The organism is Helicobacter pylori NCTC 11637 = CCUG 17874 = ATCC 43504 = JCM 12093, from assembly GCF_900478295.1.
Taxonomy (GTDB): Bacteria; Campylobacterota; Campylobacteria; order Campylobacterales; family Helicobacteraceae; genus Helicobacter; species Helicobacter pylori.
Genome location: NZ_LS483488.1, coordinates 279154 through 304276, shown reverse-complemented (window position 1 = coordinate 304276; position 25123 = coordinate 279154). Strand labels below are relative to the sequence as shown.

Here is a 25123-nt window from a genome sequence, read left to right as displayed (position 1 = left end):
TTTGAAAAATAAAGGGATTGAATGGCTTTTAAGGTGGTGCAAATTTGCGGAGGGCTTGGGAATCAAATGTTTCAATATGCTTTCGCTAAAAGTTTGCAAAAACACTCTAATACGCCCGTGCTATTAGATATCACTTCTTTTGATTGGAGCAATAGGAAAATGCAATTAGAGCTTTTCCCTATTGATTTGCCCTATGCGAGTGAAAAAGAAATCGCTATAGCTAAAATGCAACACCTCCCCAAGCTAGTAAGAGAGGCGCTCAAATGCATGGGGTTTGATAGGGTGAGCAAAGAAATCGTTTTTGAATACGAGCCTAAATTATTAAAGCCAAGCCGCTTGACTTATTTTTTTGGCTATTTCCAAGATCCACGATATTTTGATGCTATATCCCCTTTAATCAAGCAAACCTTCACTCTACCCCCCCCCCCCCCGAAAATGGAAATAATAAAAAAAAAGAGGAAGAATATCAGCGCAAGCTTGCTTTGATTTTAGCCGCTAAAAACAGCGTATTTGTGCATGTAAGAAGAGGGGATTATGTGGGGATTGGCTGTCAGCTTGGTATTGATTATCAAAAAAAGGCGCTTGAGTATATGGCAAAGCGCGTGCCAAACATGGAACTTTTTGTGTTTTGCGAAGACTTAGAATTCACGCAAAACCTTGATCTTGGCTACCCTTTTATGGACATGACCACTAGAGATAGAGAAGAAGAGGCGTATTGGGATATGCTGCTCATGCAATCTTGTCAGCATGGCATTATCGCTAATAGCACTTATAGCTGGTGGGCGGCTTATTTGATAAACAATCCAGAAAAAATCATTATTGGCCCCAAACACTGGCTTTTTGGGCATGAGAATATCCTTTGTAAGGAATGGGTGAAAATAGAATCCCATTTTGAGGTGAAATCCCAAAAGTATAACGCTTAAAGCGGCTTAAAAAAGGGGCTTACTAGAGGTTTAAATCTTTGATTTTAGATCGGATTTCTTGATAGCGAGCGTCTAATTCTACTTTTCTGTTCATGGATATTTTGATAAATCCGCTTTCTTTTTCTATGCCGATAAATTGCCTCTTCAAAAGATTGGCCGCAATGCCTGTGGTGGAGCTCCCGCTAAAAGGATCGCCAATGAGAGAATTTTCATCGCTCGCCATTAAAAGCAAGCGCACTAATAAAGCGAGGGGTTTTTGAGTGGGGTGCTTGCCATTAACTTTTTCCCAAGGAGCGATCGCTGGGAAGCTCCACACATCGCGCATTTGTTTATCATTATTGATCTTTTTTAAAACCTCATAGTTAAAAACATGCTTGTGTTTGCGGCTTTTCCTCGCCCAAATGATTTGCTCAGCTGAATGCGTCAAATAACGGCAACTGAAATTGGGAGGAGGGTTGGTTTTTTGCCAGGTGATGAGATTTAAGATCTTAAAATCCAATTTTTGTAAAAGGCGCCCCAAAGAAAAGATGTTGTGGTAAGTCCCGCTGATTAAAAGGCTTCCTGTGTTTTTTAAAGCCTTTTTGGCGTTGTTTATCCACTGGTAATTAAACTCATCAATGTCATTAATCCCATCTTCTTTATCCCAATCGCCTTTATTGACGCTCACAATCTTACCGCTCTGTATGCTTAAGCCGTCATTAGAAAGGAAATAAGGCGGATCAGCAAAAATCAAATCAAATTGGTTTTCAAATTGGGGCAACACCTCATTACAATCCCCTTGATAAAGGGTGAAAAGCCTGTCTGTGCTTTTAAAAATGGGGCGAGAAAGATAAGGTGCTCCCATTTTTTATTCTGCGTTAATGCCTTATATCTTTAATGCATTTTTGCATTGCTTCATCATTAAGCACTTTATCAAAACTTTCCATCTGGATTGGCGTATCAAGTCCTTTTTCAATTTGCTTGTTAATATTTGCCATAAAAGGCTCAAAATCTTTCGGACTTTGTTCTATAAGCATGTTAAGTGTGAGTATATCAATCTCTCTTTCTTTAGCTGGCAACAAGATTTTGGAGTTTGAAATCTCAGATTCTAGCTTGATGACCCCTATACCAAAGCTTTGGTTGAGCCGCCTTAATTCGCCCAAAACTTTATCTTCAATCTCTTCAAAAACCACCAAATACCCCTCACTAGCCCAAGTAGAATTGCTCACCGCTTGGAAATAGCTTTCTTTCAGATTGGAAAAATTAATCTTAACTTTAAGTTCAAAGGAAAAAAGCTTGTGTTTTTTTTGACCGGTATGGTGTAAAAATTTCAAAGTTTCTTCTTTATATCCATTGTAGGGAAAATATTTATTATAGGGAAAATACACGCCCACGATGTCAGGATAATTCCACTTGCATTCGCCCCCTTTACTTTTTTTACAATTTTCATGGTAGATGGTTTTGCATAGGAGCCTGAAATTTGGATCTTCGCTGAGGAATTCCACAAGCAGTGGGTGCAAATCCCTTTCATGAAAAGAGATTTTTTGTTTTTTGGCTGTGCCTGAACACTCGCTCTGTTCATCATCTTCTTCTTTGGCATCTGGAGTTTCTTGTGGGGGAAATTCTCTTTCACGAGATTTGAGCCAATAGAAAAAGGATTTTCCTTCTTTGCGTGCGACATAAAATTGCTTCTTGTCTTTACCAAGATCACTTCCAATTGTACTCCAAGGTGTTTTTCCTATGCTTGGGCGTTCTTTATCCCATCCCATTTTGCAAGCTTCCTCCCAAATTTCTTTAGGTTTCAAAGGCTTCTCTGCTTGTTCTAAAACTTTTTTACCTAATTCTATGTAAGTCATGTTCTTTCTTTTTTGTGATTATGAGCAGAAGCAATTATACTCAAAATATTTGAAAATACCGCAGTAGATATAGGGTTTAGGCTGGGTGTCTCTCTTCACCCAACCTAAAATTTGTATTTGTAAAATCTGTAAAAGGAGTGTCGTAAAAGGAATGCTTAGAAACTATGGTGTCTCGTTAATACATTCTAAACAAAAAGTTTTTAAAGGCAAAAAGGCTGGCGGACAGGGAGGGATTCGAACCCTCGGTAACCTTGACGGCTACGCATCCTTAGCAGGGATGTGGTTTCAGCCAACTCACCCACCTGTCCTTTAAAAAGTAGAATTATAGTAAAAATAAGTTAAAATAAACCTTAAACTTTAATGGTTTCTAAACAAAACTAAGGGCTTTTATATTACAATCTTAAACTATGGATTAATAAAATTTAAAGGATAACACCATGCAATACGCGCTATTATTTCCAGGGCAAGGCTCGCAATGTATAGGAATGGGAAAGTCATTCTATGAGAGCCACACCCTAGCTAAAGAATTGTTTGAAAGGGCTTCTAACGCGCTTAAAGTAGATATGAAAAAAACGCTTTTTGAAGAAAATGAGCTTTTAAAAGAGAGCGCTTACACCCAGCCTGCCATTTATTTAGTGAGCTATATCGCTTACCAATTGCTCAACAAGCAAGTAAATGGAGAGTTAAAACCCGTTTTTGCTTTAGGGCATTCGCTCGGCGAAGTGAGCGCGGTGTCTTTGAGCGGGGCGTTAGATTTTGAAAAAGCCCTTAAACTCACGCACCAAAGAGGCAAAATGATGCAAGAAGCGTGCGCGAATAAAGACGCTTCCATGATGGTCGTTTTGGGCGTTTCTGAAGAAAGCCTTTTGAGTTTGTGTCAAAGAACCAAAAATGTGTGGTGCGCGAACTTCAATGGCGGCATGCAAGTGGTTTTAGCCGGGATTAAAGACGATTTGAAAGCCCTAGAGCCGACTTTAAAGGAAATGGGGGCTAAAAGAGTGGTTTTTTTAGAAATGAGCGTGGCGAGCCATTGCCCTTTTTTAGAGCCTATGATTTTTAAATTCCAGGAATTGCTAGAAAAAAGCCTGAAAGATAAATTCCATTTTGAAATCATCTCCAATGCGATTAACGAAGCGTATCATAACAAAGCCAAAGCCGTTGAACTATTGAGCTTGCAACTCACTCAGCCGGTGCGTTATCAAGACTGCGTGAAATCCAACAATGACCGAGTGGGTGTCTTTTTTGAATTAGGCTGTGGGAGTGTGTTAAAGGGGCTTAACAAGCGCTTAAGCAACAAGCCTACCATAAGCGTGGGGGATAATAAAGGGCTTGATGAAGCGATTGAGTTTTTAGAAGAATACGTGTGATGGGGAGAAAATGGTGCAAAAAATTGGCATTTTAGGGGCGATGAGAGAAGAAATAACCCCTATACTAGAATTGTTTGGCGTGGATTTTGAAGAGATCCCTTTAGGGGGGAATGTTTTCCATAAAGGCGTTTATAATGATAAAGAAATCATTGTCGCTTATAGCAAGATTGGCAAGGTACATTCCACTTTAACCACAACGAGCATGATTTTAGCGTTTGGCGTTCAAAAGGTGCTTTTTAGCGGGGTGGCTGGAAGTTTAGTTAAAGATTTAAAAATCAATGATTTGTTAGTGGCTATTCAATTAGTCCAGCATGATGTGGACTTGAGCGCGTTTGATCACCCTTTAGGGTTCATCCCCGAAAGCGCGATTTTTATTGAAACGAGCGGAAGTTTGAACGCTTTGGCTAAAGAAGTCGCTAATGAGCAGCATATCGCGCTCAAAGAAGGCGTCATCGCATCAGGCGATCAGTTTGTGCATAGCAAAGAAAGGAAAGAATTTTTAGTTAGCGAATTTAAAGCGAGCGCGGTGGAAATGGAGGGAGCGAGCGTGGCGTTTGTGTGCCAAAAATTTGGCGTGCCATGCTGTGTGTTAAGGAGCATTAGCGATAACGCTGATGAGGAAGCTAACATGAGTTTTGATGCGTTTTTAGAAAAAAGCGCTCAAACTTCAGCGAAATTCTTAAAAAGCATGGTGGATAAGCTTTAGGGCTTGTTTTTACCAAACGCAAACCATTAAAACCCTATTTTTTAAAAAATGGGGGGTTTTAAATTTTATTTTAAACTCATTTTATAATTAGAATTTAAGCTATTTTTTAGTAAAATAAAAAAGGATTAGGTGTATCTTATCTTATAGACCTAGCTTGCAAAAAGCATGGGTTCTTTATTTTATGGAGTGTCCAATGAAAAAGAAAGCTAACGAAGAAAAAGCCCAAAAAAGAGCTAAACAGGAAGCCAAAGCAGAAGCCACACAAGAAAATAAACAAGAGAACAAAGCTAAAGAAAGCAATAAAGCCAAAGAGAGCAAAATTAAAGAAAATAAAACCAAAGAAAGCAAAGTCAAAGAAACAGCGAAAGAACCTGTTCCTGTTAAAAAGCTTAGTTTTAATGAAGCGTTAGAAGAATTGTTCGCTAATTCCTTAAGCGATTGCGTTTCTTATGAGTCCATCATTCAAATCAGTGCGAAAGTCCCCACTCTAGCCCAAGTCAAAAAAATCAAAGAATTGTGCCAAAAATACCAAAAGAAATTGGTCAGCTCTTCAGAATACGCTAAAAAACTCAATGCGATTGACAAGATTAAAAACACCGAAGAAAAGCAAAAAGTTTTAGATGAAGAATTAGAAGATGGCTATGACTTTTTGAAAGAAAAGGATTTTTTAGAGTGGAGCAGGAGCGATAGCCCGGTGCGCATGTATTTGCGCGAAATGGGGGATATAAAACTTTTAAGCAAAGATGAAGAGATTGAATTGAGCAAGCAAATCCGCTTGGGCGAAGACATTATTTTAGACGCGATTTGCTCGGTGCCGTATTTGATTGATTTTATTTATGCGTATAAAGACGCCTTAATCAATCGTGAAAGAAGGGTTAAAGAGCTTTTCGGGAGCTTTGATGATGACGATGAAAATAGCGTGAGCAATTCTAAAAAAGATGACGACAGCGAAGAAGATGAAGAAAACGAAGAAAGGAAAAAAGTCGTTTCTGAAAAAGACAAGAAGCGTGTAGAAAAGGTTCAAGAAAGTTTTAAAGCCCTAGACAAGGCTAAAAAAGAATGGCTTAAAGCCCTTGAAGCCCCCATAGATGAAAAAGAAGACGAATTGGTGCGTTTATTGACTCTAGCCTACAAACGCCAAACGCTCAAAGACAGACTCTATGATTTAGAGCCTACTAGCAAACTGATTAATGAATTAGTCAAAACAATGGAAACCACTTTAAAAAGCGGCGATGGGTTTGAAAAAGAGTTGAAACGCTTGGAATACAAACTGCCCTTATTCAATGACACTCTCATCGCCAACCATAAAAAAATCCTTGCCAATATCACTAACATGACTAAAGAAGATATTATCGCTCAAGTGCCAGAAGCGACTATGGTGAGCGTGTATATGGATCTTAAAAAGCTTTTTTTGACTAAAGAAGCGAGCGAAGAAGGCTTTGATTTAGACCCCAACAAGCTAAAAGAAATTTTAGAGCAAATCAAAAGAGGGAAATTGATTTCCGATCGCGCTAAAAACAAAATGGCTAAATCCAATTTAAGGTTGGTGGTGAGCATCGCTAAACGATTCACGAGCAGAGGCTTACCCTTCTTGGATTTGATTCAAGAGGGCAATATCGGCTTGATGAAAGCGGTGGATAAGTTTGAGCATGAAAAGGGCTTCAAGTTTTCTACCTATGCGACCTGGTGGATCAAACAAGCTATCAGCAGAGCCATAGCCGATCAGGCCCGCACTATCCGCATCCCCATTCACATGATTGACACGATTAATCGCATCAATAAAGTCATGCGCAAACACATTCAAGAAAACGGCAAAGAGCCTGATTTGGAAGTGGTGGCTGAAGAAGTGGGGCTTTCGTTAGATAAAGTGAAGAATGTGATTAAGGTGACTAAAGAGCCTATCAGTTTGGAAACCCCAGTCGGCAATGATGATGACGGCAAATTTGGGGATTTCGTGGAAGATAAAAATATCGTTAGCTCCATTGATCACATCATGCGAGAAGATTTAAAAGCGCAAATTGAAAGCGTTTTGGATCAGTTGAATGAGCGAGAAAAAGCGGTGATCCGCATGCGTTTTGGGCTTTTAGACGATGAAAGCGATCGAACTTTAGAAGAAATCGGCAAGGAATTGAATGTTACTAGAGAAAGGGTACGCCAGATTGAAAGCTCTGCGATTAAAAAATTGAGAAGCCCACAATACGGGCGCATTTTAAGAAATTATTTGCGCATTTGATGTTGAGGTTCCTCTAAAGCATGCGTTATTTTCTTGTAGTTTTCTTGTTTTTGTTTGTGGGTTGCATGAAAAAAGATTTCACGCTCAAAGATTTATCCTTGCCTCAAGAGGCTTCAAGCTATCTTGCAAGCCCTCAAAATGGCAGTAACAACAACCAAAGCATTGACCCCCAAGCGTTAAGAGAAAAATTAAAAGAGAGCTATCTCAAAGCGTGGTATTCCCCATGGCTAGATATGAAAGTCAAAAGCAATAACAAAGAAGTGTTTTGGATCTTTAAAGAGATGAATAAATCCACCGGTTATGGCGAAGATCTAAAACCCAACGCAAAAGCTTTCAATGATGCGCTTATTAAAAGCATGGATATTGAGCATTACCCAAGCGTTAAAATTAAGGCCGTTGTGGTGCGAGATAGCGATGTTAGGGCTGTGCCTACTAACAAACCTTTTTATCTCTCTCAAAAAGGCTATCCTTTTGACAGGTATCAAAATTCGCTGATTTTTCAAGGCACGCCGGTTTTAGTCACGCATTTCAACACGGATAAAACTTACGCCCACATTCAGAGCAGTTTTGTTTATGGTTGGATCAAAGTTAGCGATTTAGCCTACATGCGCGATAAAGACATAGAGCTTTTAACCAAGATCAAAAATTATGTCATGCCTATAAAAGACAAGATCCCCCTTTATACAGACTATGGGGATTTTTACACCGATGCTAGGGTGGGCGAATTGTTCGCTCTCATCCCCCAAAGTCAAAAAACACCTCAAAACCCCCCAAAAAAGGAATTGAAAGCCTATGGTTTTTTGAGAGACGCTAAGGGTTATGCAGCTTTACAAAGCGTGATCTTAGAAGAAAAGGATTTTTTTGTTTTCCCTAAGGCTTTTAACAGCGAGAACATGGCGTATTTTATAGACACCATGCTAGGGCAAAAATACGGCTGGGGTGGGCTATTAGGCAATAGGGATTGCTCGGCTTTCACTAGGGATAGTTTTGCTAATTTTGGTATTTTGCTCCCCAGAAATTCCTACGCGCAAAGCCGTTACGCGAACAATTATATGGATTTAAGCTCCATGAAAGCTAAAGAAAAAGAAGATTACATCCTTAAAAACGCCACGCCTTTTGGAACGCTCATCTATTTAAAAGGGCATATCATGCTCTATTTAGGCGCACACAACCATCAAGCGATAGTCGCTCACAGCATTTGGTCGGTGCAAACCCAAAAGCATTTTAAAACCTTGAGCCATAAAATAGGAGGCGTGGTGATCACTTCATTATGGTTAGCCGAAGAACATAACGGGGCGTTTTCTAAAAAGAAATTATTGATTGATAGGGTGCTTGGAATGAGCGATTTGAAAGATTTTGTCAATAAAACTTCAAGCCCTTTGAATGCGAATTGATTTTCTTATACTATGATTACGATTTATCAATTTAAAACATTTGGAGAAAGACAATGAGTATGGAATTTGATGCCGTTATTATTGGAGGCGGGGTTTCAGGGTGTGCGACCTTTTATACTTTGAGCGAATACAGCTCTTTAAAGCGCGTGGCTATCGTGGAAAAATGCTCTAAATTAGCTCAAATCAGCTCCAGCGCTAAGGCTAATTCACAAACCATTCATGATGGCTCTATTGAAACGAATTACACTCCTGAAAAAGCTAAAAAAGTGCGTTTGAGCGCTTATAAAACCAGACAATACGCGCTCAATAAAGGCTTGCAAAATGAAGTGATTTTTGAAACCCAGAAAATGGCCATAGGCGTGGGCGATGAAGAATGCGAGTTCATGAAAAAGCGCTACGAATCCTTTAAAGAAATCTTTGTGGGGTTGGAAGAATTTGACAAACAAAAGATTAAAGAATTAGAGCCTAATGTGATTTTAGGGGCTAATGGCATAGACAGGCATGAAAATATTGTCGGGCATGGTTATCAAAAAGATTGGAGCACCATGAATTTTGCGAAGTTGAGTGAAAACTTCGTTGAAGAAGCTCTAAAATTAAAGCCTAACAACCAGGTGTTTTTGAATTTCAAAGTGAAAAAGATTGAAAAACGCAACGACACTTACGCCGTAATTTCAGAAGACGCTGAAGAAGTGTATGCTAAATTCGTGCTAGTTAATGCCGGCTCTTACGCTTTGCCTTTGGCTCAGAGCATGGGCTATGGCCTAGATTTAGGGTGCTTGCCTGTGGCGGGTAGCTTTTATTTTGTGCCGGATTTATTAAGGGGCAAGGTTTATACCGTCCAAAACCCCAAGCTCCCTTTTGCAGCCGTGCATGGCGACCCTGATGCCGTCATTAAAGGAAAAACACGAATCGGGCCTACCGCTTTAACGATGCCTAAATTAGAACGCAACAAATGCTGGCTTAAGGGCATTAGCTTGGAATTGTTGAAAATGGATTTGAATAAAGATGTGTTTAAAATTGCGTTTGATTTGATGAGCGATAAAGAAATCCGTAATTATGTGTTTAAAAACATGGTTTTTGAATTGCCTATTATCGGTAAAAGGAAATTTTTAAAAGACGCTCAAAAAATCATCCCCTCTCTTAGCCTGGAAGATTTAGAATACGCTCATGGTTTTGGCGAAGTGCGCCCGCAAGTTTTAGACAGAACCAAGCGAAAACTGGAATTAGGCGAAAAAAAGATTTGCACCCATAAAGGCATCACTTTTAACATGACCCCCTCTCCAGGCGCGACGAGTTGCTTGCAAAACGCCCTTGTGGATTCCCAAGAAATCGTTGCGTATTTGGGCGAGAGCTTTGAATTAGAACGCTTTTATAAAGATTTATCCCCAGAAGAATTGGAAAATTAAAAACGCATGCAAAAAGAACAAGAAGCCCAAGAAATCGCTAAAAAGGCCGTTAAAATCGTGTTTTTTTTAGGGCTTGTGGTGGTGCTTTTGATGATGATAAACCTTTACATGCTCATCAATCAAATCAACGCGAGCGCTCAAATGAGCCAACAAATCAAAAAGATAGAAGAAAGGCTTAACCAAGAGCAAAAATAAAGACTCTGGTTTATTAAGCATGAGTAACAAAATTAAAAAATGCTCAAAGGCATCTTTTAAAATCAATACAATAAAAGAGCTTGCGAAAAGCAAGTGATAGCCTCTTTAAAAGCAGTCTTTTGGGGTTAGGGGGTTTTTAGTTGGGGGTTGTAGGGGAGGGTTATTGTAAAATACCCTCCTATCCCTTTAAGAAAATGGGTTTTACTTAAGAAATGAGTTTGACCATAAAATCAAAAGCAATCAAACAATTTTTTTAAAAAACCCTATTTTTAAACTTTAAACTTTCCTTAAATTCAGCAATATTTAAGCTTATTTCCTTATAATGGGTGCTTTAATTTTATCAAAGGATTCTTATGACAAAGACTGCTAAAGTCAATGACATCGTTCGTGATTGGGTCGTTTTGGACGCTAAAGACAAGGTTTTTGGCCGCTTGATCACTGAAATCGCTGTGCTTTTAAGAGGCAAACACCGCCCTTTTTACACCCCTAATGTGGATTGTGGGGATTTTGTGGTGGTTATCAACGCCAATAAGGTTAAATTTTCAGGCATGAAATTAGAGGATAAAGAGTATTTTACCCATTCAGGCTATTTTGGCAGCACCAAGAGCAAGACTCTCCAAGAAATGCTAGAAAAAGCCCCTGAAAAGCTCTACCACTTAGCCGTTAGGGGCATGCTCCCTAAAACGAAATTAGGGAAAGCGATGATTAAAAAACTCAAAGTTTATCGTGATGATAAACACCCTCACACCGCACAAACTAGCAAAAAGGACGCTAAATGAGAAAAATCTATGCTACCGGTAAAAGAAAAACCGCTATCGCTAAAGTGTGGCTCACTCCGGGTAAAGGCGAATTGAGTATCAATGAGCAGAGCCTGAATCAATGGTTAGGCGGGCATGAAGCCATTAAAATGAAGGTCATGCAACCCTTGCTTTTAACCAAACAAGAACAATCTGTGGATATTAAAGCGGTGGTTTTTGGTGGGGGCTACTCAGCGCAAGCGGAAGCCTTAAGGCATGGTATTTCTAAGGCTTTGAACGCTTATGATATTGCTTTTAGAGCCATTTTAAAACCTAAAGGCTTGCTCACTAGGGATTCAAGGGTGGTTGAACGCAAAAAATATGGTAAAAGAAAGGCCAGAAGAAGCCCGCAATTCTCCAAAAGGTAATTTTTATTTCTTTTTGCCTCTCCTTTGGGGGGGCTTTGGCTCTCTTTTATTCTACTTTTTGTTCTCTCTTGTTTTATTAAAATTTCAAAATTAATATATAATAATCGTTCTCTATCAATAGTTTTAAAAGGGTAAAGGGAATGAAATCTACAAGAATTGGTTCTAAAATTGTCATGATGGTGTGTGCGGTTGTTATTGTCATTAGCGCTGTTATGGGCGTTATTATCAGCTACAAGGTTGAAAGCGTGTTGCAAAGCCAAGCCACAGAATTGCTGCAAAAAAAAGCTCAGTTAGTCAGTTTTAAAATTCAAGGCATCATTAAGCGCATTTTTATGGGTGCTAACACCCTTGAAAAATTTTTAAGCGATGAAAATAGCGCTATTAATGACACCCTAAAAAGGCGCATGCTCTCTGAGTTTTTGTTAGCAAACCCTCATGTGTTATTGGTTAGCGCGATTTATACGAATAATAACGAACGAGTCATCACTGCAATGAACATGGATTCAAAAATCGCCTACCCTAATACCACGCTCAATGAAAACATGACCAACCAAATCCGTTCGCTCAAAAGTATAACCCGTTCAGATCCCTATTATAAAGAGGTTAATGGCGATAAAATCTATGGCATGGATATTACCCTCCCCCTAATGGGTAAGAATCAAAAGATTATAGGCGCACTGAATTTCTTTTTAAACATTGACGCTTTTTATACCGATGTGGTAGGCAAGAAAAAGAGCAACACCTTTTTAATGGGGAAAGATGGCAGGCTTTTAATCAGCCCTAATCGTGAGATCCAAGACAAGATTTTAAGCGCTATCAATCCGGATAGAAGAGTCGCTAAAGCTGTGGAGTATTACAATCAAAACGAAGCGGGCACTTTGAGCTACCATTCATTGAGCGGGAATACAGAAACCTTTTTAGCCATACAGCCCTTTGATTTTTTTGAAGAAAAAGGGAATAACGGCAATCATTGGCGTTGGGCAATTGGGAAATATGTCAATAAATCTTTAGTCTTTAAAGAAGCGACAAACACCAAATTCATTATTATCACCACTTTGATTTTAGGCGTGCTGGTGTTAGCCTTTTTAGTCTTTATCATCGTTTCCAATCTCATAACCAAACGCATCAGTAGGGTCAATAACACCCTAAATGATTTTTTCAACTTGCTTAATAACCCCAAAAATAACCATGCCATAAGCCTAACGCCCCCAAGCGCTTATGATGAAATCGGGCAAATGCAAGCTTCTATCAATGAAAACATTCTTAAAACCCAAGAAAGCATTCAAGCCGATAACAAAGCCATTCAAAACAGCATTGAAGTAACAAATTATGTGGAAAATGGGGATTTCACGCAAGAAATCGCATGCGTGCCTAAAAATAAAGATTTGCAAGCTTTAAGAAATACGATTAATAGCATTATCCAGTATTTTCGCAACCAAATTGGCGCCAATATTGAATCCCTAAATAACGCCCTAGAGCATTATAAAAACCTGGATTTCACCCACCACATCCAAAATCCTAAAGCCAACATGGAAAAAGCGCTCAACACTTTAGGGCAAGAAATTTCTAGCATGCTTAAAGCTTCTTTAGGGTTTGCGAACGCGCTCAATCATGAATCCAAAGATTTAAAAACTTGCGTGGATAACTTAACCAAAACCGCTCACAAACAAGAAAGAAGCCTGAAAAACACCACCCAATCCTTAGAAGAAATCACTAATATTATTACAACCATTGATTCTAAAAGCCAAGAGATGATCTCTCAAGGCGAAGACATTAAAAGCGTGGTGGATATGATTAGAGACATCGCTGATCAAACCAATCTTTTAGCCCTAAACGCTGCTATTGAAGCCGCAAGGGCTGGCGAGCATGGCAGAGGCTTTGCGGTGGTGGCTGATGAGGTGAGGAAGCTCGCTGAAAGGACGCAAAAATCGCTCAGCGAGATTGAAGCCAATATCAATATTTTAGTTCAAAGCATTGCCGATAACGCTGAATCCATTAAAATGCAAAACAAGGGCGTAGAAAACATCCACAATTCCATTAACGCCTTGCAACAAGATGTGCAGGATAATTTGACTATCGCTAATCATTCTTTACAAGTCAGCACTAAAATTGATGGGATCTCCCAAGATATTTTAGAAGACGTGAGCAAGAAGAAATTTTAATTTCTGCTTTTAATTTTGAGCGTCTAAAATATAAAACCGCCTAAAGCAAGGGGCTTTCGCCCTAACGAACGCTAATATAAAAGGCTCTTTAAAGCCTGCATGGGCATTTTCTAGCCTAAAAAGACTAGAGGTATTTTGTCATCTTTTAGCTTGAATATAGCCTAACGGCTAAACGCTTGCATCTTGTACCCTAAAGGACGGAATTTTTCGTGCTAGTGGGATAAAAATATTCCTTAAAGTTTTGGCTATCAATCTTTGATATTGGAGGGTTAATCTCAATTCCCCATATCGCCCATATCCCCCATGTCTCCCATATCGCCACCCATATCGTCGTTCATATCCCCCATATCGCCCATGTCATCGTTGCCATTACCCATGTCGTCGTTCATATCGTTCGCGTTGTTCATGTCATCGCCCATGTCGTTGCCGTTGCTCATGTCGTCATTAGCGTTACCCGCATCATCGTTGCCGTTGTTCATGTTGCTCATATCATCAGTGTTACCGGTATCCGTATTGCCGGTGTCCGTGTTGCCGGTATCCGTGTTATTCATATCGCCGGTATTGTTCATGCCGCTAGCATCTTTATCGTCAGTGGGGGTGTCAGTGGTGCTGGCATCGTTTGTGGTGTTAGTGTCGGTGTGAGTGTCATCGGTGTGAGTGTCGTCGGTGTTAGTGGTGCTGTTAGGGTTTATGAGCGCATTACTCCCTTGATCTTTGCTGTCATTTGCATGGGTGTTGGCCATGTTGCTAATAGGCGTTTGCTGCACGGGTTGTTGTATAGGGTTACTCATCGCATCATTCAAATCGTCTCTATCATCGCCATCAATTTTCAAACTCCCATCTAAATAATTCCCCACCACATCGCTGCTATGGCTTAATTGTTGCACGCTGTCTAGGGCTTTATCCACTTGAGCTTGTTGCTCGCTTGAAAGCCCTTTTTGATCTTTTAAGTCATTGTCTAGTTGGTTCAAGTTATTGTCTAATTTGTCCCTCACTTCCATAGCTTTATTGACCACTGAATCAATCTTACTAGGACTCGCCCCATCTTGCTTCATTTCTTTGATTTGCCCCACTAAATGGTTAAGCTCTTTGGCTTGAGAAGTTATCGCATCCACGCTTTTAGTGGGCATGGCTTTAGTGTGGAAAAGCGAATTGTCTTTGAGCATGCGGCTGTTGTCTAAATTGACTAAAGCGCTATTCAAGCGGTTGGTTTGAATGCCTTTGCTGAATTTGGGATCACGATAAAAGCTCATGAGATTTGCTGGTTGCGAAGATTTATCGTCTTTATCGTCTCTGTCATCATCAGTGGGCGCATCAAGTTGATTGACAGAAGCGTCATGGTCTAAAATCTCTTCTTGATCGAGCGCATACATATAATTTTCTAACATCAAGTAATCTTGAACTTGCATCATGAAAAACATGTTAGGGTAGAATCCATACATACCATCATAAAAGTCATAAAAATCATACATGCCCATGCCATACATTCCATACATGCCCATTCCATACATGCCATACATGCCGTAATAAGGGCTATAGTAAGAGTTGTAATAGTTGTTGTTTCTGTAATAAGGGCTTTGAGCCTTTTCATTCTCTTGCTGTTTTTTAAGATACGCCCCTACCACGCTCAAATCAGCGAGCATTTTTTGAGCCGTTTTTTGATCTTTTAAAGAAATGCCTAAGGGGATATAAATACCGGTGCGGTAGCTATAAAAAGAATCCCTAGCGATGATTTTAAGGCAATATTTCAAATTCTTTTGCAATTTTAGGGCTTGCCTTAAACGCGCATGCGTTCTTAAATTCCCCAAGATGCCAGAGTTAAAGCGCATTTTTTCCACTAGCGCGCTGAATTTTTTCGCATCGCCATTAGCCGCATTGATATAGTTTAAAGCCGTAGCTCCCCACTCTGTGGTGCTGCTTTTATAACCCCCAAAATCCACTATTTTTGGCGTTAATTCCCCTTTTAATTGCGAATCTTTTAAGTCAAACAACGCCCTATTCACGCTGATAGCGTTCAAACTGAGTGTCATTATAAAAAGTATTTTTATAGCTTTCATTCATAACCTTAAAAAATATCTCTTGCGAGCATTATAGACTATTTTTAGAAATCAAAATGACTTTTAAAAAACAAGCCAAAGTAAAAAATCAAATCCCAAAACAAAAGGTTCTGTTTTAAGCGCTTTTTTAGTTTTAAAAAACTTTCTTAAACAAAAACCTAACCCCCCCCAATACAACAAAATAAATATCACAAAAAAAGAAAAAAGAAACCAACAGAGAGAAAACCCTCTGTTGGAAAGAAGAGAAAGGCTTAGAAGTTGATCATGTAGTTAAAATAGATAGAGAAATTTCTTTTATAGAACACATCTACCGATCCATCTACGCCCCTTTCTTTATAGAATTGGTTGGTAAATAAAGGCAATTTAAAGCCCACTTCAATCCCGCTGTGTTTAGAAAAATTGCTCCTAAAACCAAATTCCACAGGCATTTGGAAGTAGCTTGTGTTCATGCTCGCTGAACAGCCGGCGGTGTTGTTGCAAATGTGCATTTGAGATTTCAAGTAGCTCTCTCCTTGAACGATAAACGAATCCCCTCCTAATCCAAAGCCCACGAACAACCCTGCTGTGTTATAGCCCTCTTTGCTTTCATAGAAGTTATAGAGCGCATCAAAGCCCACGCCATAAGTGAAGTTATTCACTTGAGACGCGCCCTCCATGATTCCAAGCTGGCTCCCCACAAAGCTTAAATTCGCATGGTTATAGCTGTAGTATCCATAAGATCTAAAGCCAAAGCGTTTGGTTTTGCCAAAGAACCACTTATACCCTGCCATCGCATCTACCCCATACATTTGCCCGTAATTATTGGTGTTGATCACGCTTGGCGTGTAGGTTGCCTGGGCTTGAGGGGCTGGAGCTACTTGATTGCTGCCAAACATTGAAGTGTCTATCGGGGTGTTATTGTTAGCACCTGGGGTGCGGGTGGTGTTTTGGTTTTCTAAATTAGAATATTGAAACCCCCCTCCTAAAAACGCGCCGCTTTTTTCTGCCATGGACACACTAAAGGCTAACGCCATACCTAAAAAAACCTTTTTCATTTAAAACTCCTTAATGTGAGAAATTCTAAGGATTTCTTTTTTTATTGCATTCTTTTATTGTATTCATGCTATGGTGCAAAAATATAGGGAGCTATCAAAATTTGAGAGTTGTCCTTGAATACATTCGCTTCTACAGAATACAATTCGCTCTTACAAATATTGAGCTTTGGAGTTATATCACAAAAAAGTGAATTTTTTGTTAAGAATGGGTTAAATAAATCGTTTTATTTTTTAAAAATGTATTTATATATATAAAGAATTTAAAATTATATTTAACTAGATTTTATGGAAGCTCTTACGCTGTTTTTGTGGGGCGAAAATTTAGAGCATGTTAGGGTTTTTGGTAGTAGCGGGTGGCTGTCTTAAAAAAGGCTTGGGTGTTTTATCGCTTTTGGGCGTATCGTGTAAAAACCTCATTCAAACTGGCTTTGGGCGTGAGCGATTAAAGGGTTAATCACTTCATCTAAATTCCCTGAAAGCATGATTTCTTCTAAACTATACAGAGTTAAATTGATTCTATGTTCGCTCAAGCGGTTTTGCGGGTAATTATAAGTGCGGATCCTTTCGCTCCTATCCCCACTACCCACCTGCTCCTTTCGGTCTTTGGCGTTAGCGAGTTGCTGCTCTTCAATTTGTTTTTCATAAAGGCGCGCTTTTAAGATTTTTAGGGCTTTATCCTTGTTTTTATGCTGGGATTTTTCATCTTGCATGCTCACGCTGATATTGGTGGGAAGGTGCGTGATGCGCACCGCAGAGTCTGTGGTATTGACGCATTGCCCCCCATGCCCGCCAGCACGAAACACTTCAATCTTTAAATCGCTAGGGTTGATAGAAACTTCCACATCATCTACTTCAGGCATGATCGCTACTGTGATAGCGGAAGTGTGGATACGCCCTTGAGATTCTGTTTCAGGGACTCTTTGGACTCGATGCGTGCCTGCTTCAAATTTGAGCCTTGAATACACGCCCTTGCCCTTAATCAAAACGATGATTTCTTTATAGCCCCCTACGCTGTTTTCGCTAGAACTCACTATCTCTACTTTCCATTTTTTCAAATCCGCATAACGGCAATACGCCTTAAACAAATCCCCTACAAAAATGCCCGCTTCATCGCCCCCCGTGCCGGCTCTTAACTCTAAATAAATGTTTTTATCGTCGTTAGGATCTTTGGGGATAAGGAGTTGCTTAATGGCAGTTTCTAGATCGCTTTTTTGGATTTCTAAAATTTTTAACTCTTCTTTAGCCAGTTCGCTCAATTCTTTGTCTTCTAAAAGCTCTTTATTTTCTTTGATACCCTCTAAAACGCTCAAATACTCTTTACTCGCTACAGAGATTTCTTCAATAGAGCTTTGCTCTTTGCTCAATTCGGTGAGTTTTTTAATGTCGCTAATCACTTCAGCGCTAGAAAGCAAGGCTGTGAGTTCGTCGTATCGTTTGAGAATGGAAGAAAGCTTTTCAGCTAGAATAGACATGCAAGACTACCTATAAAAAGATGCAACAATCTAAAAAACGCAAAACTTAAAAAGAAGCCCAATAACAAAAACCCATTACTGAGCTAAAGAAGTCAAAAACGCTCCAAAACTAAGCGAGAGCGATTTTTTTCACTGAAGCGTTAAGCCTTGAGACTTTCCTAGAAGCGGTGTTTTTCTTTAAAATCCCTTTGCTGACAAATTTATGCAACTCTTTATTAGCGATTTTCAAACGCTCTTGAGCTTTTGTTACATCATTGACAGCGACCGCTTCACGCACGGCTTTAACGATATTTTTAATTTTAGTTTTATAGAACCTGTTGCGTTCGGTTCTTTTAATGGTCTGTCTGATTCGCTTTTCTGCGGACTTATGATTTGCCATAGCCTTGTTTTAATCCCTTTGTAATATAAAATTTGGCATAATTCTATCTAAAAATTGATTAAAAATAGTTTAAAAGGTATTTTATAACGATGAAAATTTTTGGGACTGATGGCGTGAGGGGTAAAGCAGGGGTGAAACTCACCCCCATGTTTGTGATGCGTTTAGGCATTGCTGCCGGGTTGTATTTTAAAAAACATTCTCAAACGAATAAAATTTTAATTGGTAAAGACACCAGAAAAAGCGGCTATATGGTAGAAAACGCTTTAGTGAGCGCTTTAACTTCCATAGGCTATAATGTGATTCAAATAGGGCCTATGCCTACCCCTGCGATCGCGTTTTTAACCGAAGACATGCGCTGTGATGCGGGTATTATGATAAGCGCGAGCCACAACCCTTTTGAAGACAATGGCATTAAGTTTTTCAATTCTTATGGTTATAAGCTTAAAGAAGAAGAAGAAAGAGCGATTGAAGAAATCTTTCATGATGAAGGATTACTGCATTCTAGCTATAAAGTGGGCGAGAGCGTCGGTAGCGCTAAAAGGATAGATGATGTCATAGGGCGCTATATCGTGCATTTGAAACACTCTTTCCCCAAACATTTGAATTTACAGAGTTTAAGGATCGTGCTAGATACCGCTAATGGCGCGGCTTATAAGGTGGCTCCGGTCGTTTTTAGCGAGCTTGGGGCTGATGTGTTAGTGATTAATGATGAGCCTAATGGGTGTAACATTAATGAGCAATGTGGGGCTTTACACCCCAACCAGTTGAGCCAGGAAGTGAAAAAATACCGCGCGGATCTAGGCTTTGCTTTTGATGGCGATGCTGACAGGCTAGTGGTGGTGGATAATTTAGGGAATATCGTGCATGGGGATAAGCTTTTAGGGGTGTTAGGGGTTTATCAAAAGTCTAAAAACGCCCTTTCTTCTCAAGCAATTGTCGCTACGAGCATGAGCAATTTAGCCCTTAAAGAATACCTAAAATCCCAAGATTTAGAATTGAAGCATTGCGCGATTGGGGATAAGTTTGTGAGCGAATGCATGCGATTGAACAAAGCCAATTTTGGAGGCGAGCAAAGCGGGCATATCATTTTTAGCGATTACGCTAAAACCGGCGATGGTTTGGTGTGCGCTTTGCAAGTGAGTGCACTTGTGTTAGAAAGTAAGCAAGTGAGCTCTGTTGCGTTAAACCCCTTTGAATTATACCCTCAAAACCTAGTGAATTTGAATATCCAAAAAAAGCCTCCTTTAGAAAGCCTGAAAGGTTATAGCGCTCTTTTAAAAGAATTAGACAAGCTAGAAATCCGCCATTTGATCCGTTATAGCGGCACTGAAAACAAATTACGAATCCTTTTAGAAGCTAAAGATGAAAAGCTTTTAGAATCCAAAATGCAAGAATTGAAAGAATTTTTTGAAGGGCATTTGTGCTAAAAACCACTAAAAAAAGCCTGTTGGTTTTTATAGGGGTTTTTTTTCTTATTTTTGGCGTGGATCAAGCGATTAAACACGCTATTTTAGAGGGGTTTCGCTATGAAAGTTTGGTTATAGATATTGTTTTGGTGTTCAATAAAGGCGTGGCGTTTTCCTTACTCAGTTTTTTAGAGGGGGGTTTGAAATACTTGCAAATCCTTTTGATTTTAGGGCTTTTTATCTTTTTAATGCGCCAAAAGGAGCTTTTTAAAAGCCATGCCATAGAGTTTGGCATGGTGTTTGGCGCTGGGGTTTCTAATGTTTTAGACCGGTTTGTGCATGGGGGTGTGGTGGATTATGTGTATTATCATTATGGGTTTGATTTTGCCATTTTTAATTTCGCTGATGTCATGATAGATGTGGGCGTGGGCGTTTTATTGTTAAGACAATTCTTTTTTAAGCAAAAACAAAACAAAATTAAGGCATAATCACCCATTATAATAAAAGGTCGCGTAGCTCAGTTGGTAGAGCACTACCTTGACATGGTAGTGGCCGCTGGTTCAAGTCCAGTCGTGGCCACCATTATCACTCCAATTTTAATTCTCATTTTTTTGCGAGTTTTTGATTTTATCAAATGATTCTAAAGGGTATTAAATGCGCTTCCAATAACGCTTTTATAACGCTTCAAAACTATAACACTAATTCATTTTAAATAATAATTAGTTAATGAACGCTTCTGTTAATCTTAGTAAATCAAAACATTGCTACAATTACATCCAACCTTGATTTCGTTATGTCTTCAAGGAAAAACACTTTAAGAATAGGAGAATGAGATGAAACTCACCCCAAAAGAGTTAGACAAGTTGATGCTCCACTACGCTGGAGAATTGGCTAAAAAACGCAAAGAAAAAGGCATTAAGCTTAACTATGTAGAAGCGGTAGCTTTGATTAGTGCCCATATTATGGAAGAAGCGAGAGCTGGTAAAAAGACTGCGGCTGAATTGATGCAAGAAGGGCGCACTCTTTTAAAACCGGATGATGTGATGGATGGCGTGGCAAGCATGATCCATGAAGTGGGTATTGAAGCGATGTTTCCTGATGGGACTAAACTCGTAACCGTGCATACCCCTATTGAGGCCAATGGTAAATTAGTTCCTGGTGAGTTGTTCTTAAAAAATGAAGACATCACTATCAACGAAGGCAAAAAAGCCGTTAGCGTGAAAGTTAAAAATGTTGGCGACAGACCGGTTCAAATCGGCTCACACTTCCATTTCTTTGAAGTGAATAGATGCTTAGACTTTGACAGAGAAAAAACTTTCGGCAAACGCTTAGACATTGCGAGCGGGACAGCAGTAAGGTTTGAACCTGGCGAAGAAAAATCCGTAGAATTGATTGACATTGGCGGTAACAGGAGAATCTTTGGATTTAACGCGTTGGTTGATAGGCAAGCAGACAACGAAAGCAAAAAAATTGCTTTACACAGAGCTAAAGAGCGTGGTTTTCATGGCGCTAAAAGCGATGACAACTATGTAAAAACAATTAAGGAGTAAGAAATGAAAAAGATTAGCAGAAAAGAATATGTTTCTATGTATGGCCCTACTACAGGCGATAAAGTGAGATTGGGCGATACAGACTTGATCGCTGAAGTAGAACATGACTACACCATTTATGGCGAAGAGCTTAAATTCGGTGGCGGTAAAACCCTAAGAGAAGGCATGAGCCAATCTAACAATCCTAGCAAAGAAGAACTGGATTTAATCATCACTAACGCTTTAATCGTGGATTACACCGGTATTTATAAAGCGGATATTGGTATTAAAGATGGCAAAATCGCTGGCATTGGTAAAGGCGGTAACAAAGACATGCAAGATGGCGTTAAAAACAATCTTAGCGTGGGTCCTGCTACTGAAGCCTTAGCCGGTGAAGGTTTGATCGTAACTGCTGGTGGTATTGACACACACATCCACTTCATCTCCCCCCAACAAATCCCTACAGCTTTTGCAAGCGGTGTAACAACCATGATTGGTGGCGGAACTGGCCCTGCTGATGGCACTAACGCAACCACTATCACTCCAGGCAGAAGAAATTTAAAATTCATGCTCAGAGCGGCTGAAGAATATTCTATGAACTTTGGTTTCTTGGCTAAAGGTAACGTTTCTAACGATGCGAGCTTAGCCGATCAAATTGAAGCTGGTGCGATTGGCTTTAAAATCCACGAAGACTGGGGTACCACTCCTTCTGCAATCAATCATGCGTTAGATGTTGCAGACAAATACGATGTGCAAGTCGCTATCCACACAGACACTTTGAATGAAGCCGGTTGCGTGGAAGACACTATGGCAGCCATTGCCGGACGCACTATGCACACTTTCCACACTGAAGGCGCTGGCGGCGGACACGCTCCTGATATTATTAAAGTGGCCGGTGAACACAACATTCTACCTGCTTCCACTAACCCCACTATCCCTTTCACCGTGAATACAGAAGCCGAACACATGGACATGCTTATGGTGTGCCACCACTTGGATAAAAGCATTAAAGAAGATGTTCAGTTCGCTGATTCAAGGATCCGCCCTCAAACCATTGCGGCTGAAGACACTTTGCATGACATGGGGATTTTCTCAATCACCAGTTCTGACTCTCAAGCTATGGGTCGTGTGGGTGAAGTTATCACCAGAACTTGGCAAACAGCTGACAAAAACAAAAAAGAATTTGGCCGCTTGAAAGAAGAAAAAGGCGATAACGACAACTTCAGGATCAAACGCTACTTGTCTAAATACACCATTAACCCAGCGATCGCTCATGGGATTAGCGAGTATGTCGGTTCTGTAGAAGTGGGCAAAGTGGCTGACTTGGTATTGTGGAGTCCAGCATTCTTTGGTGTGAAACCCAACATGATCATCAAAGGCGGATTCATTGCATTGAGTCAAATGGGTGATGCGAACGCTTCTATCCCTACCCCACAACCGGTTTATTACAGAGAAATGTTCGCTCATCATGGTAAAGCTAAATACGATGCAAACATCACTTTTGTGTCTCAAGCGGCTTATGACAAAGGCATTAAAGAAGAATTAGGGCTTGAAAGACAAGTGTTGCCGGTAAAAAATTGCAGAAACATCACTAAAAAAGACATGCAATTCAACGACACTACCGCTCACATTGAAGTCAATCCTGAAACTTACCATGTGTTCGTGGATGGCAAAGAAGTAACTTCTAAACCAGCCAATAAAGTGAGCTTGGCTCAACTCTTTAGCATTTTCTAGGATTTTCTCTAGGATTTTTAATTTTCTAGGATTTTAAGGAGCGTTCCTCCTTAAATCCTTAGTTTTTAGCTCTCTGATTTTTTGTTTATCAAAAAATTGGGGGCTTTTTTTGTTTTTATTTTTTGTCAATTTACTATTTTTCTTTATGATTAGCTCAAGCAACAAAAGTTATTCGTAAGGTGCGTTTGTTGTAAAAATTTTTGTTTGGAAGGAAAAGGCAATGCTAGGACTTGTATTGTTATATGTTGGGATTGTTTTAATCAGCAATGGGATTTGCGGGTTAACCAAAGTCGATCCTAAAAGCACTGCGGTGATGAACTTTTTTGTGGGCGGGCTTTCCATTGTTTGTAATGTGGTTGTCATCACTTATTCCGCTCTCAACCCTACAGCCCCTGTAGAAGGTGCTGAAGATATCGCTCAAGTATCGCACCATTTGACTAATTTCTATGGGCCAGCGACTGGGTTATTGTTCGGTTTTACCTACTTGTATGCGGCTATCAACCACACTTTTGGTTTGGATTGGAGGCCTTATTCTTGGTATAGCTTATTCGTAGCGATCAACGCGATTCCTGCTGCGATTTTATCCCACTATAGCGATATGCTTGATGACCACAAAGTGTTAGGCATCACTGAAGGCGATTGGTGGGCGATCATTTGGTTGGCTTGGGGTGTTTTGTGGCTTACCGCTTTCATTGAAAACATCTTGAAAATCCCTTTAGGGAAATTCACTCCATGGCTTACTATCATTGAGGGTATTTTAACCGCTTGGATCCCTGCTTGGTTACTCTTTATCCAACACTGGGTGTGAGATGATCATAGAGCGTTTAATAGGCAATCTAAGGGATTTAAACCCCTTGGATTTCAGCGTGGATTATGTGGATTTAGAATGGTTTGAAACGAGGAAGAAGATCGCTCGCTTTAAAACCAGGCAAGGCAAAGACATAGCCATACGCCTTAAAGACGCTCCCAAGTTGGGTCTCTCTCAAGGGGATATTTTATTTAAAGAAGAGAAGGAAATTATCGCCGTTAATATCTTGGATTCTGAAGTCATTCACATCCAAGCTAAGAGCGTGGCAGAAGTAGCAAAAATATGCTACGAAATAGGAAACCGCCATGCGGCTTTATACTATGGCGAGTCTCAATTTGAATTTAAAACACCATTTGAAAAGCCCACACTAGCGTTACTAGAAAAGCTAGGGGTTCAAAATCGTGTTTTAAGTTCAAAATTGGATTCCAAAGAACGCTTAACCGTGAGCATGCCCCATAGTGAGCCTAATTTTAAGGTCTCACTAGCAAGCGATTTTAAAGTGGTCGTAAAATAGAAAAGAAATAGAAAAATAACAAATGGATAAAGGAAAAATCGTGAAAAGCACTAAAAAAAAGCGTGGGCATGCCCCCAAAAACTCCAAAGGCAGACAACCATGCTCATATGGATAATGAATTTCTGATCTTACAAGTCAATGATGCGGTGTTCCCCATTGGATCTTACACGCATTCTTTTGGGCTAGAAACTTACATCCAGCAAAAAAAGGTTAGCAATAAAGAAAGCGCTTTAGAGTATTTAAAAGCCAATCTCTCTAGCCAGTTCCTTTACACGGAAATGCTGAGCTTGAAATTAACCTATGAAAGCACTCTCCAACAAGACTTAAAAAAAATTTTAGGGGTTGAAGAAGTGATTACGCTATCCACAAGCCCCATGGAATTACGATTAGCCAATCAAAAGCTAGGCAATCGTTTCATTAAAACCTTACAAGCCATGAACGAATTAGACATGGGCGCCTTTTTTAACGCTTACGCTCAAAAAACCAAAGATCCAACCCATGCCACTAGCTATGGCGTTTTTGCGGCGAGTTTGGGGATTGAATTGAAAAAGGCTTTAAGGCATTATCTTTATGCGCAAACTTCTAACATGGTGATCAACTGCGTTAAAAGCGTCCCCTTATCCCAAAACGATGGGCAAAGAATCTTATTGAGCTTGCAAAGCCCTTTTAACCAGCTCATAGAAAAAACCCTAGAACTAGACGAAAGCCACTTGTGCGCAGCAAGCGTTCAAAACGACATTAAGGCGATGCAGCATGAGAGTTTATACTCGCGCCTTTATATGTCTTGAATTTTAATCTCAAATT

The 25123-nt window shown here is 39.8% G+C and carries 24 protein-coding genes and 2 tRNA genes; 19 read left to right on the top strand and 7 right to left on the bottom strand.

All coding sequences use genetic code 11. The features are described 5' to 3' along the window. Nucleotides 1–21: 21 nt before the first annotated feature. Together DQL14_RS01510 and futC1 are read left to right on the top strand one after the other, a co-directional pair. Nucleotides 22–486 carry an O-fucosyltransferase family protein gene (locus tag DQL14_RS01510; RefSeq protein ID WP_111735919.1) on the top strand — a complete coding sequence of 155 codons (465 nt, stop codon included), beginning with the start codon at nucleotides 22–24 and terminating at the stop codon, nucleotides 484–486. After that, a complete protein-coding gene (gene futC1 / locus DQL14_RS01505; RefSeq protein ID WP_108169597.1) occupies nucleotides 483–923 on the top strand; it encodes an alpha-(1,2)-fucosyltransferase FutC1 in 441 nt (146 codons plus the stop codon). The genes DQL14_RS01510 and futC1 overlap by 4 nt, the downstream gene beginning before the upstream one ends. Before the next feature lie 22 nt (nucleotides 924–945). Here the strand turns inward: futC1 and DQL14_RS01500 are convergent, their stop codons facing one another. The 3 genes from DQL14_RS01500 to DQL14_RS01490 all read right to left on the bottom strand — a co-directional run bounded on the left by DQL14_RS01500 (nucleotide 946) and on the right by DQL14_RS01490 (nucleotide 3066). Then, nucleotides 946–1767: a DNA-methyltransferase gene (locus DQL14_RS01500; protein ID WP_108169596.1), complete on the bottom strand. Its 822-nt coding sequence runs from the start codon at nucleotides 1765–1767 to the stop codon at nucleotides 946–948. 13 nt (nucleotides 1768–1780) lie between these two features. Then, nucleotides 1781–2758, bottom strand: a complete 978-nt coding sequence (locus tag DQL14_RS01495; protein ID WP_108169595.1) for an HTH domain-containing protein — start codon at nucleotides 2756–2758, stop codon at nucleotides 1781–1783. 216 nt (nucleotides 2759–2974) lie between these two features. Beyond that, nucleotides 2975–3066, bottom strand: a tRNA-Ser gene (locus DQL14_RS01490). Nucleotides 3067–3195: 129 nt separating this feature from the next. Between DQL14_RS01490 and fabD the strand changes: the two genes are divergently transcribed. The 9 genes from fabD (at nucleotide 3196) to tlpC (ending at nucleotide 13386) form a co-directional block, all read left to right on the top strand. Beyond that, nucleotides 3196–4125, top strand: a complete 930-nt coding sequence (gene fabD / locus DQL14_RS01485) for an ACP S-malonyltransferase (protein ID WP_108169594.1) — start codon at nucleotides 3196–3198, stop codon at nucleotides 4123–4125. 10 nt (nucleotides 4126–4135) lie between these two features. Further along, a complete protein-coding gene (locus DQL14_RS01480; protein ID WP_108169593.1) occupies nucleotides 4136–4831 on the top strand; it encodes a 5'-methylthioadenosine/adenosylhomocysteine nucleosidase in 696 nt (231 codons plus the stop codon). A gap of 193 nt (nucleotides 4832–5024) precedes the next feature. Beyond that, nucleotides 5025–7064, top strand: a complete 2040-nt coding sequence (gene rpoD / locus DQL14_RS01475; RefSeq protein ID WP_108169592.1) for an RNA polymerase sigma factor RpoD — start codon at nucleotides 5025–5027, stop codon at nucleotides 7062–7064. 20 nt (nucleotides 7065–7084) lie between these two features. Further along, a complete protein-coding gene (locus tag DQL14_RS01470) occupies nucleotides 7085–8458 on the top strand; it encodes an SH3 domain-containing C40 family peptidase (RefSeq protein WP_108169591.1) in 1374 nt (457 codons plus the stop codon). A gap of 53 nt (nucleotides 8459–8511) precedes the next feature. After that, nucleotides 8512–9864, top strand: a complete 1353-nt coding sequence (locus DQL14_RS01465) for an FAD-dependent oxidoreductase (protein WP_108169590.1) — start codon at nucleotides 8512–8514, stop codon at nucleotides 9862–9864. 6 nt (nucleotides 9865–9870) lie between these two features. Then, entirely contained in the window at nucleotides 9871–10059 is a 189-nt protein-coding gene (locus DQL14_RS01460) for a DUF5408 family protein (RefSeq protein ID WP_001168428.1), read from the top strand. Nucleotides 10060–10412: 353 nt separating this feature from the next. Further along, the gene (gene rplM / locus DQL14_RS01455; RefSeq protein ID WP_000167671.1) at nucleotides 10413–10838 is read left to right on the top strand and encodes a 50S ribosomal protein L13; all 426 of its coding nucleotides are present in this window, start codon (nucleotides 10413–10415) and stop codon (nucleotides 10836–10838) included. Further along, nucleotides 10835–11224, top strand: a complete 390-nt coding sequence (gene rpsI / locus DQL14_RS01450) for a 30S ribosomal protein S9 (RefSeq protein WP_001227269.1) — start codon at nucleotides 10835–10837, stop codon at nucleotides 11222–11224. Before rplM ends, rpsI begins: the two co-directional genes overlap by 4 nt. Before the next feature lie 140 nt (nucleotides 11225–11364). Beyond that, nucleotides 11365–13386, top strand: a complete 2022-nt coding sequence (tlpC, locus tag DQL14_RS01445; RefSeq protein ID WP_108169589.1) for a methyl-accepting chemotaxis protein TlpC — start codon at nucleotides 11365–11367, stop codon at nucleotides 13384–13386. Nucleotides 13387–13661: 275 nt separating this feature from the next. Here tlpC and DQL14_RS01440 read toward each other — a convergent pair whose 3' ends face one another. The 4 genes from DQL14_RS01440 to rpsT all read right to left on the bottom strand — a co-directional run bounded on the left by DQL14_RS01440 (nucleotide 13662) and on the right by rpsT (nucleotide 18328). After that, entirely contained in the window at nucleotides 13662–15443 is a 1782-nt protein-coding gene (locus DQL14_RS01440) for a dentin sialophosphopreproprotein (RefSeq protein WP_108169588.1), read from the bottom strand. A 251-nt stretch (nucleotides 15444–15694) separates the two neighbouring features. After that, nucleotides 15695–16477 (bottom strand): outer membrane protein, encoded by a 783-nt coding sequence (locus DQL14_RS01435; protein ID WP_108169587.1) that lies wholly within the window; start codon nucleotides 16475–16477, stop codon nucleotides 15695–15697. A 413-nt stretch (nucleotides 16478–16890) separates the two neighbouring features. Then, nucleotides 16891–17949: a peptide chain release factor 1 gene (prfA, locus tag DQL14_RS01425; protein WP_108169586.1), complete on the bottom strand. Its 1059-nt coding sequence runs from the start codon at nucleotides 17947–17949 to the stop codon at nucleotides 16891–16893. 109 nt (nucleotides 17950–18058) lie between these two features. Continuing rightward, nucleotides 18059–18328, bottom strand: a complete 270-nt coding sequence (gene rpsT / locus DQL14_RS01420; protein ID WP_108169585.1) for a 30S ribosomal protein S20 — start codon at nucleotides 18326–18328, stop codon at nucleotides 18059–18061. An 89-nt stretch (nucleotides 18329–18417) separates the two neighbouring features. Between rpsT and glmM the strand changes: the two genes are divergently transcribed. The 8 genes from glmM to DQL14_RS01380 all read left to right on the top strand — a co-directional run bounded on the left by glmM (nucleotide 18418) and on the right by DQL14_RS01380 (nucleotide 25107). Further along, nucleotides 18418–19755, top strand: a complete 1338-nt coding sequence (gene glmM, locus DQL14_RS01415) for a phosphoglucosamine mutase (protein ID WP_108169584.1) — start codon at nucleotides 18418–18420, stop codon at nucleotides 19753–19755. Beyond that, entirely contained in the window at nucleotides 19749–20222 is a 474-nt protein-coding gene (gene lspA, locus DQL14_RS01410; protein ID WP_108169583.1) for a signal peptidase II, read from the top strand. The genes glmM and lspA overlap by 7 nt, the downstream gene beginning before the upstream one ends. Before the next feature lie 18 nt (nucleotides 20223–20240). Next, a tRNA-Val gene (locus tag DQL14_RS01405) sits at nucleotides 20241–20316 on the top strand. A gap of 251 nt (nucleotides 20317–20567) precedes the next feature. Beyond that, nucleotides 20568–21284, top strand: a complete 717-nt coding sequence (gene ureA / locus DQL14_RS01400; protein WP_000779223.1) for an urease subunit alpha — start codon at nucleotides 20568–20570, stop codon at nucleotides 21282–21284. A 3-nt stretch (nucleotides 21285–21287) separates the two neighbouring features. Beyond that, nucleotides 21288–22997 (top strand): urease subunit beta, encoded by a 1710-nt coding sequence (gene ureB, locus DQL14_RS01395; protein WP_000724287.1) that lies wholly within the window; start codon nucleotides 21288–21290, stop codon nucleotides 22995–22997. A gap of 220 nt (nucleotides 22998–23217) precedes the next feature. Further along, a complete protein-coding gene (gene ureI, locus DQL14_RS01390; protein ID WP_108169582.1) occupies nucleotides 23218–23805 on the top strand; it encodes an acid-activated urea channel protein UreI in 588 nt (195 codons plus the stop codon). 1 nt (nucleotide 23806) lies between these two features. Next, nucleotides 23807–24319 (top strand): urease accessory protein UreE, encoded by a 513-nt coding sequence (gene ureE, locus DQL14_RS01385; protein WP_000583042.1) that lies wholly within the window; start codon nucleotides 23807–23809, stop codon nucleotides 24317–24319. 68 nt (nucleotides 24320–24387) lie between these two features. Further along, nucleotides 24388–25107 (top strand): urease accessory protein UreF, encoded by a 720-nt coding sequence (locus tag DQL14_RS01380; RefSeq protein WP_111735918.1) that lies wholly within the window; start codon nucleotides 24388–24390, stop codon nucleotides 25105–25107. Nucleotides 25108–25123 lie beyond the last annotated feature (16 nt).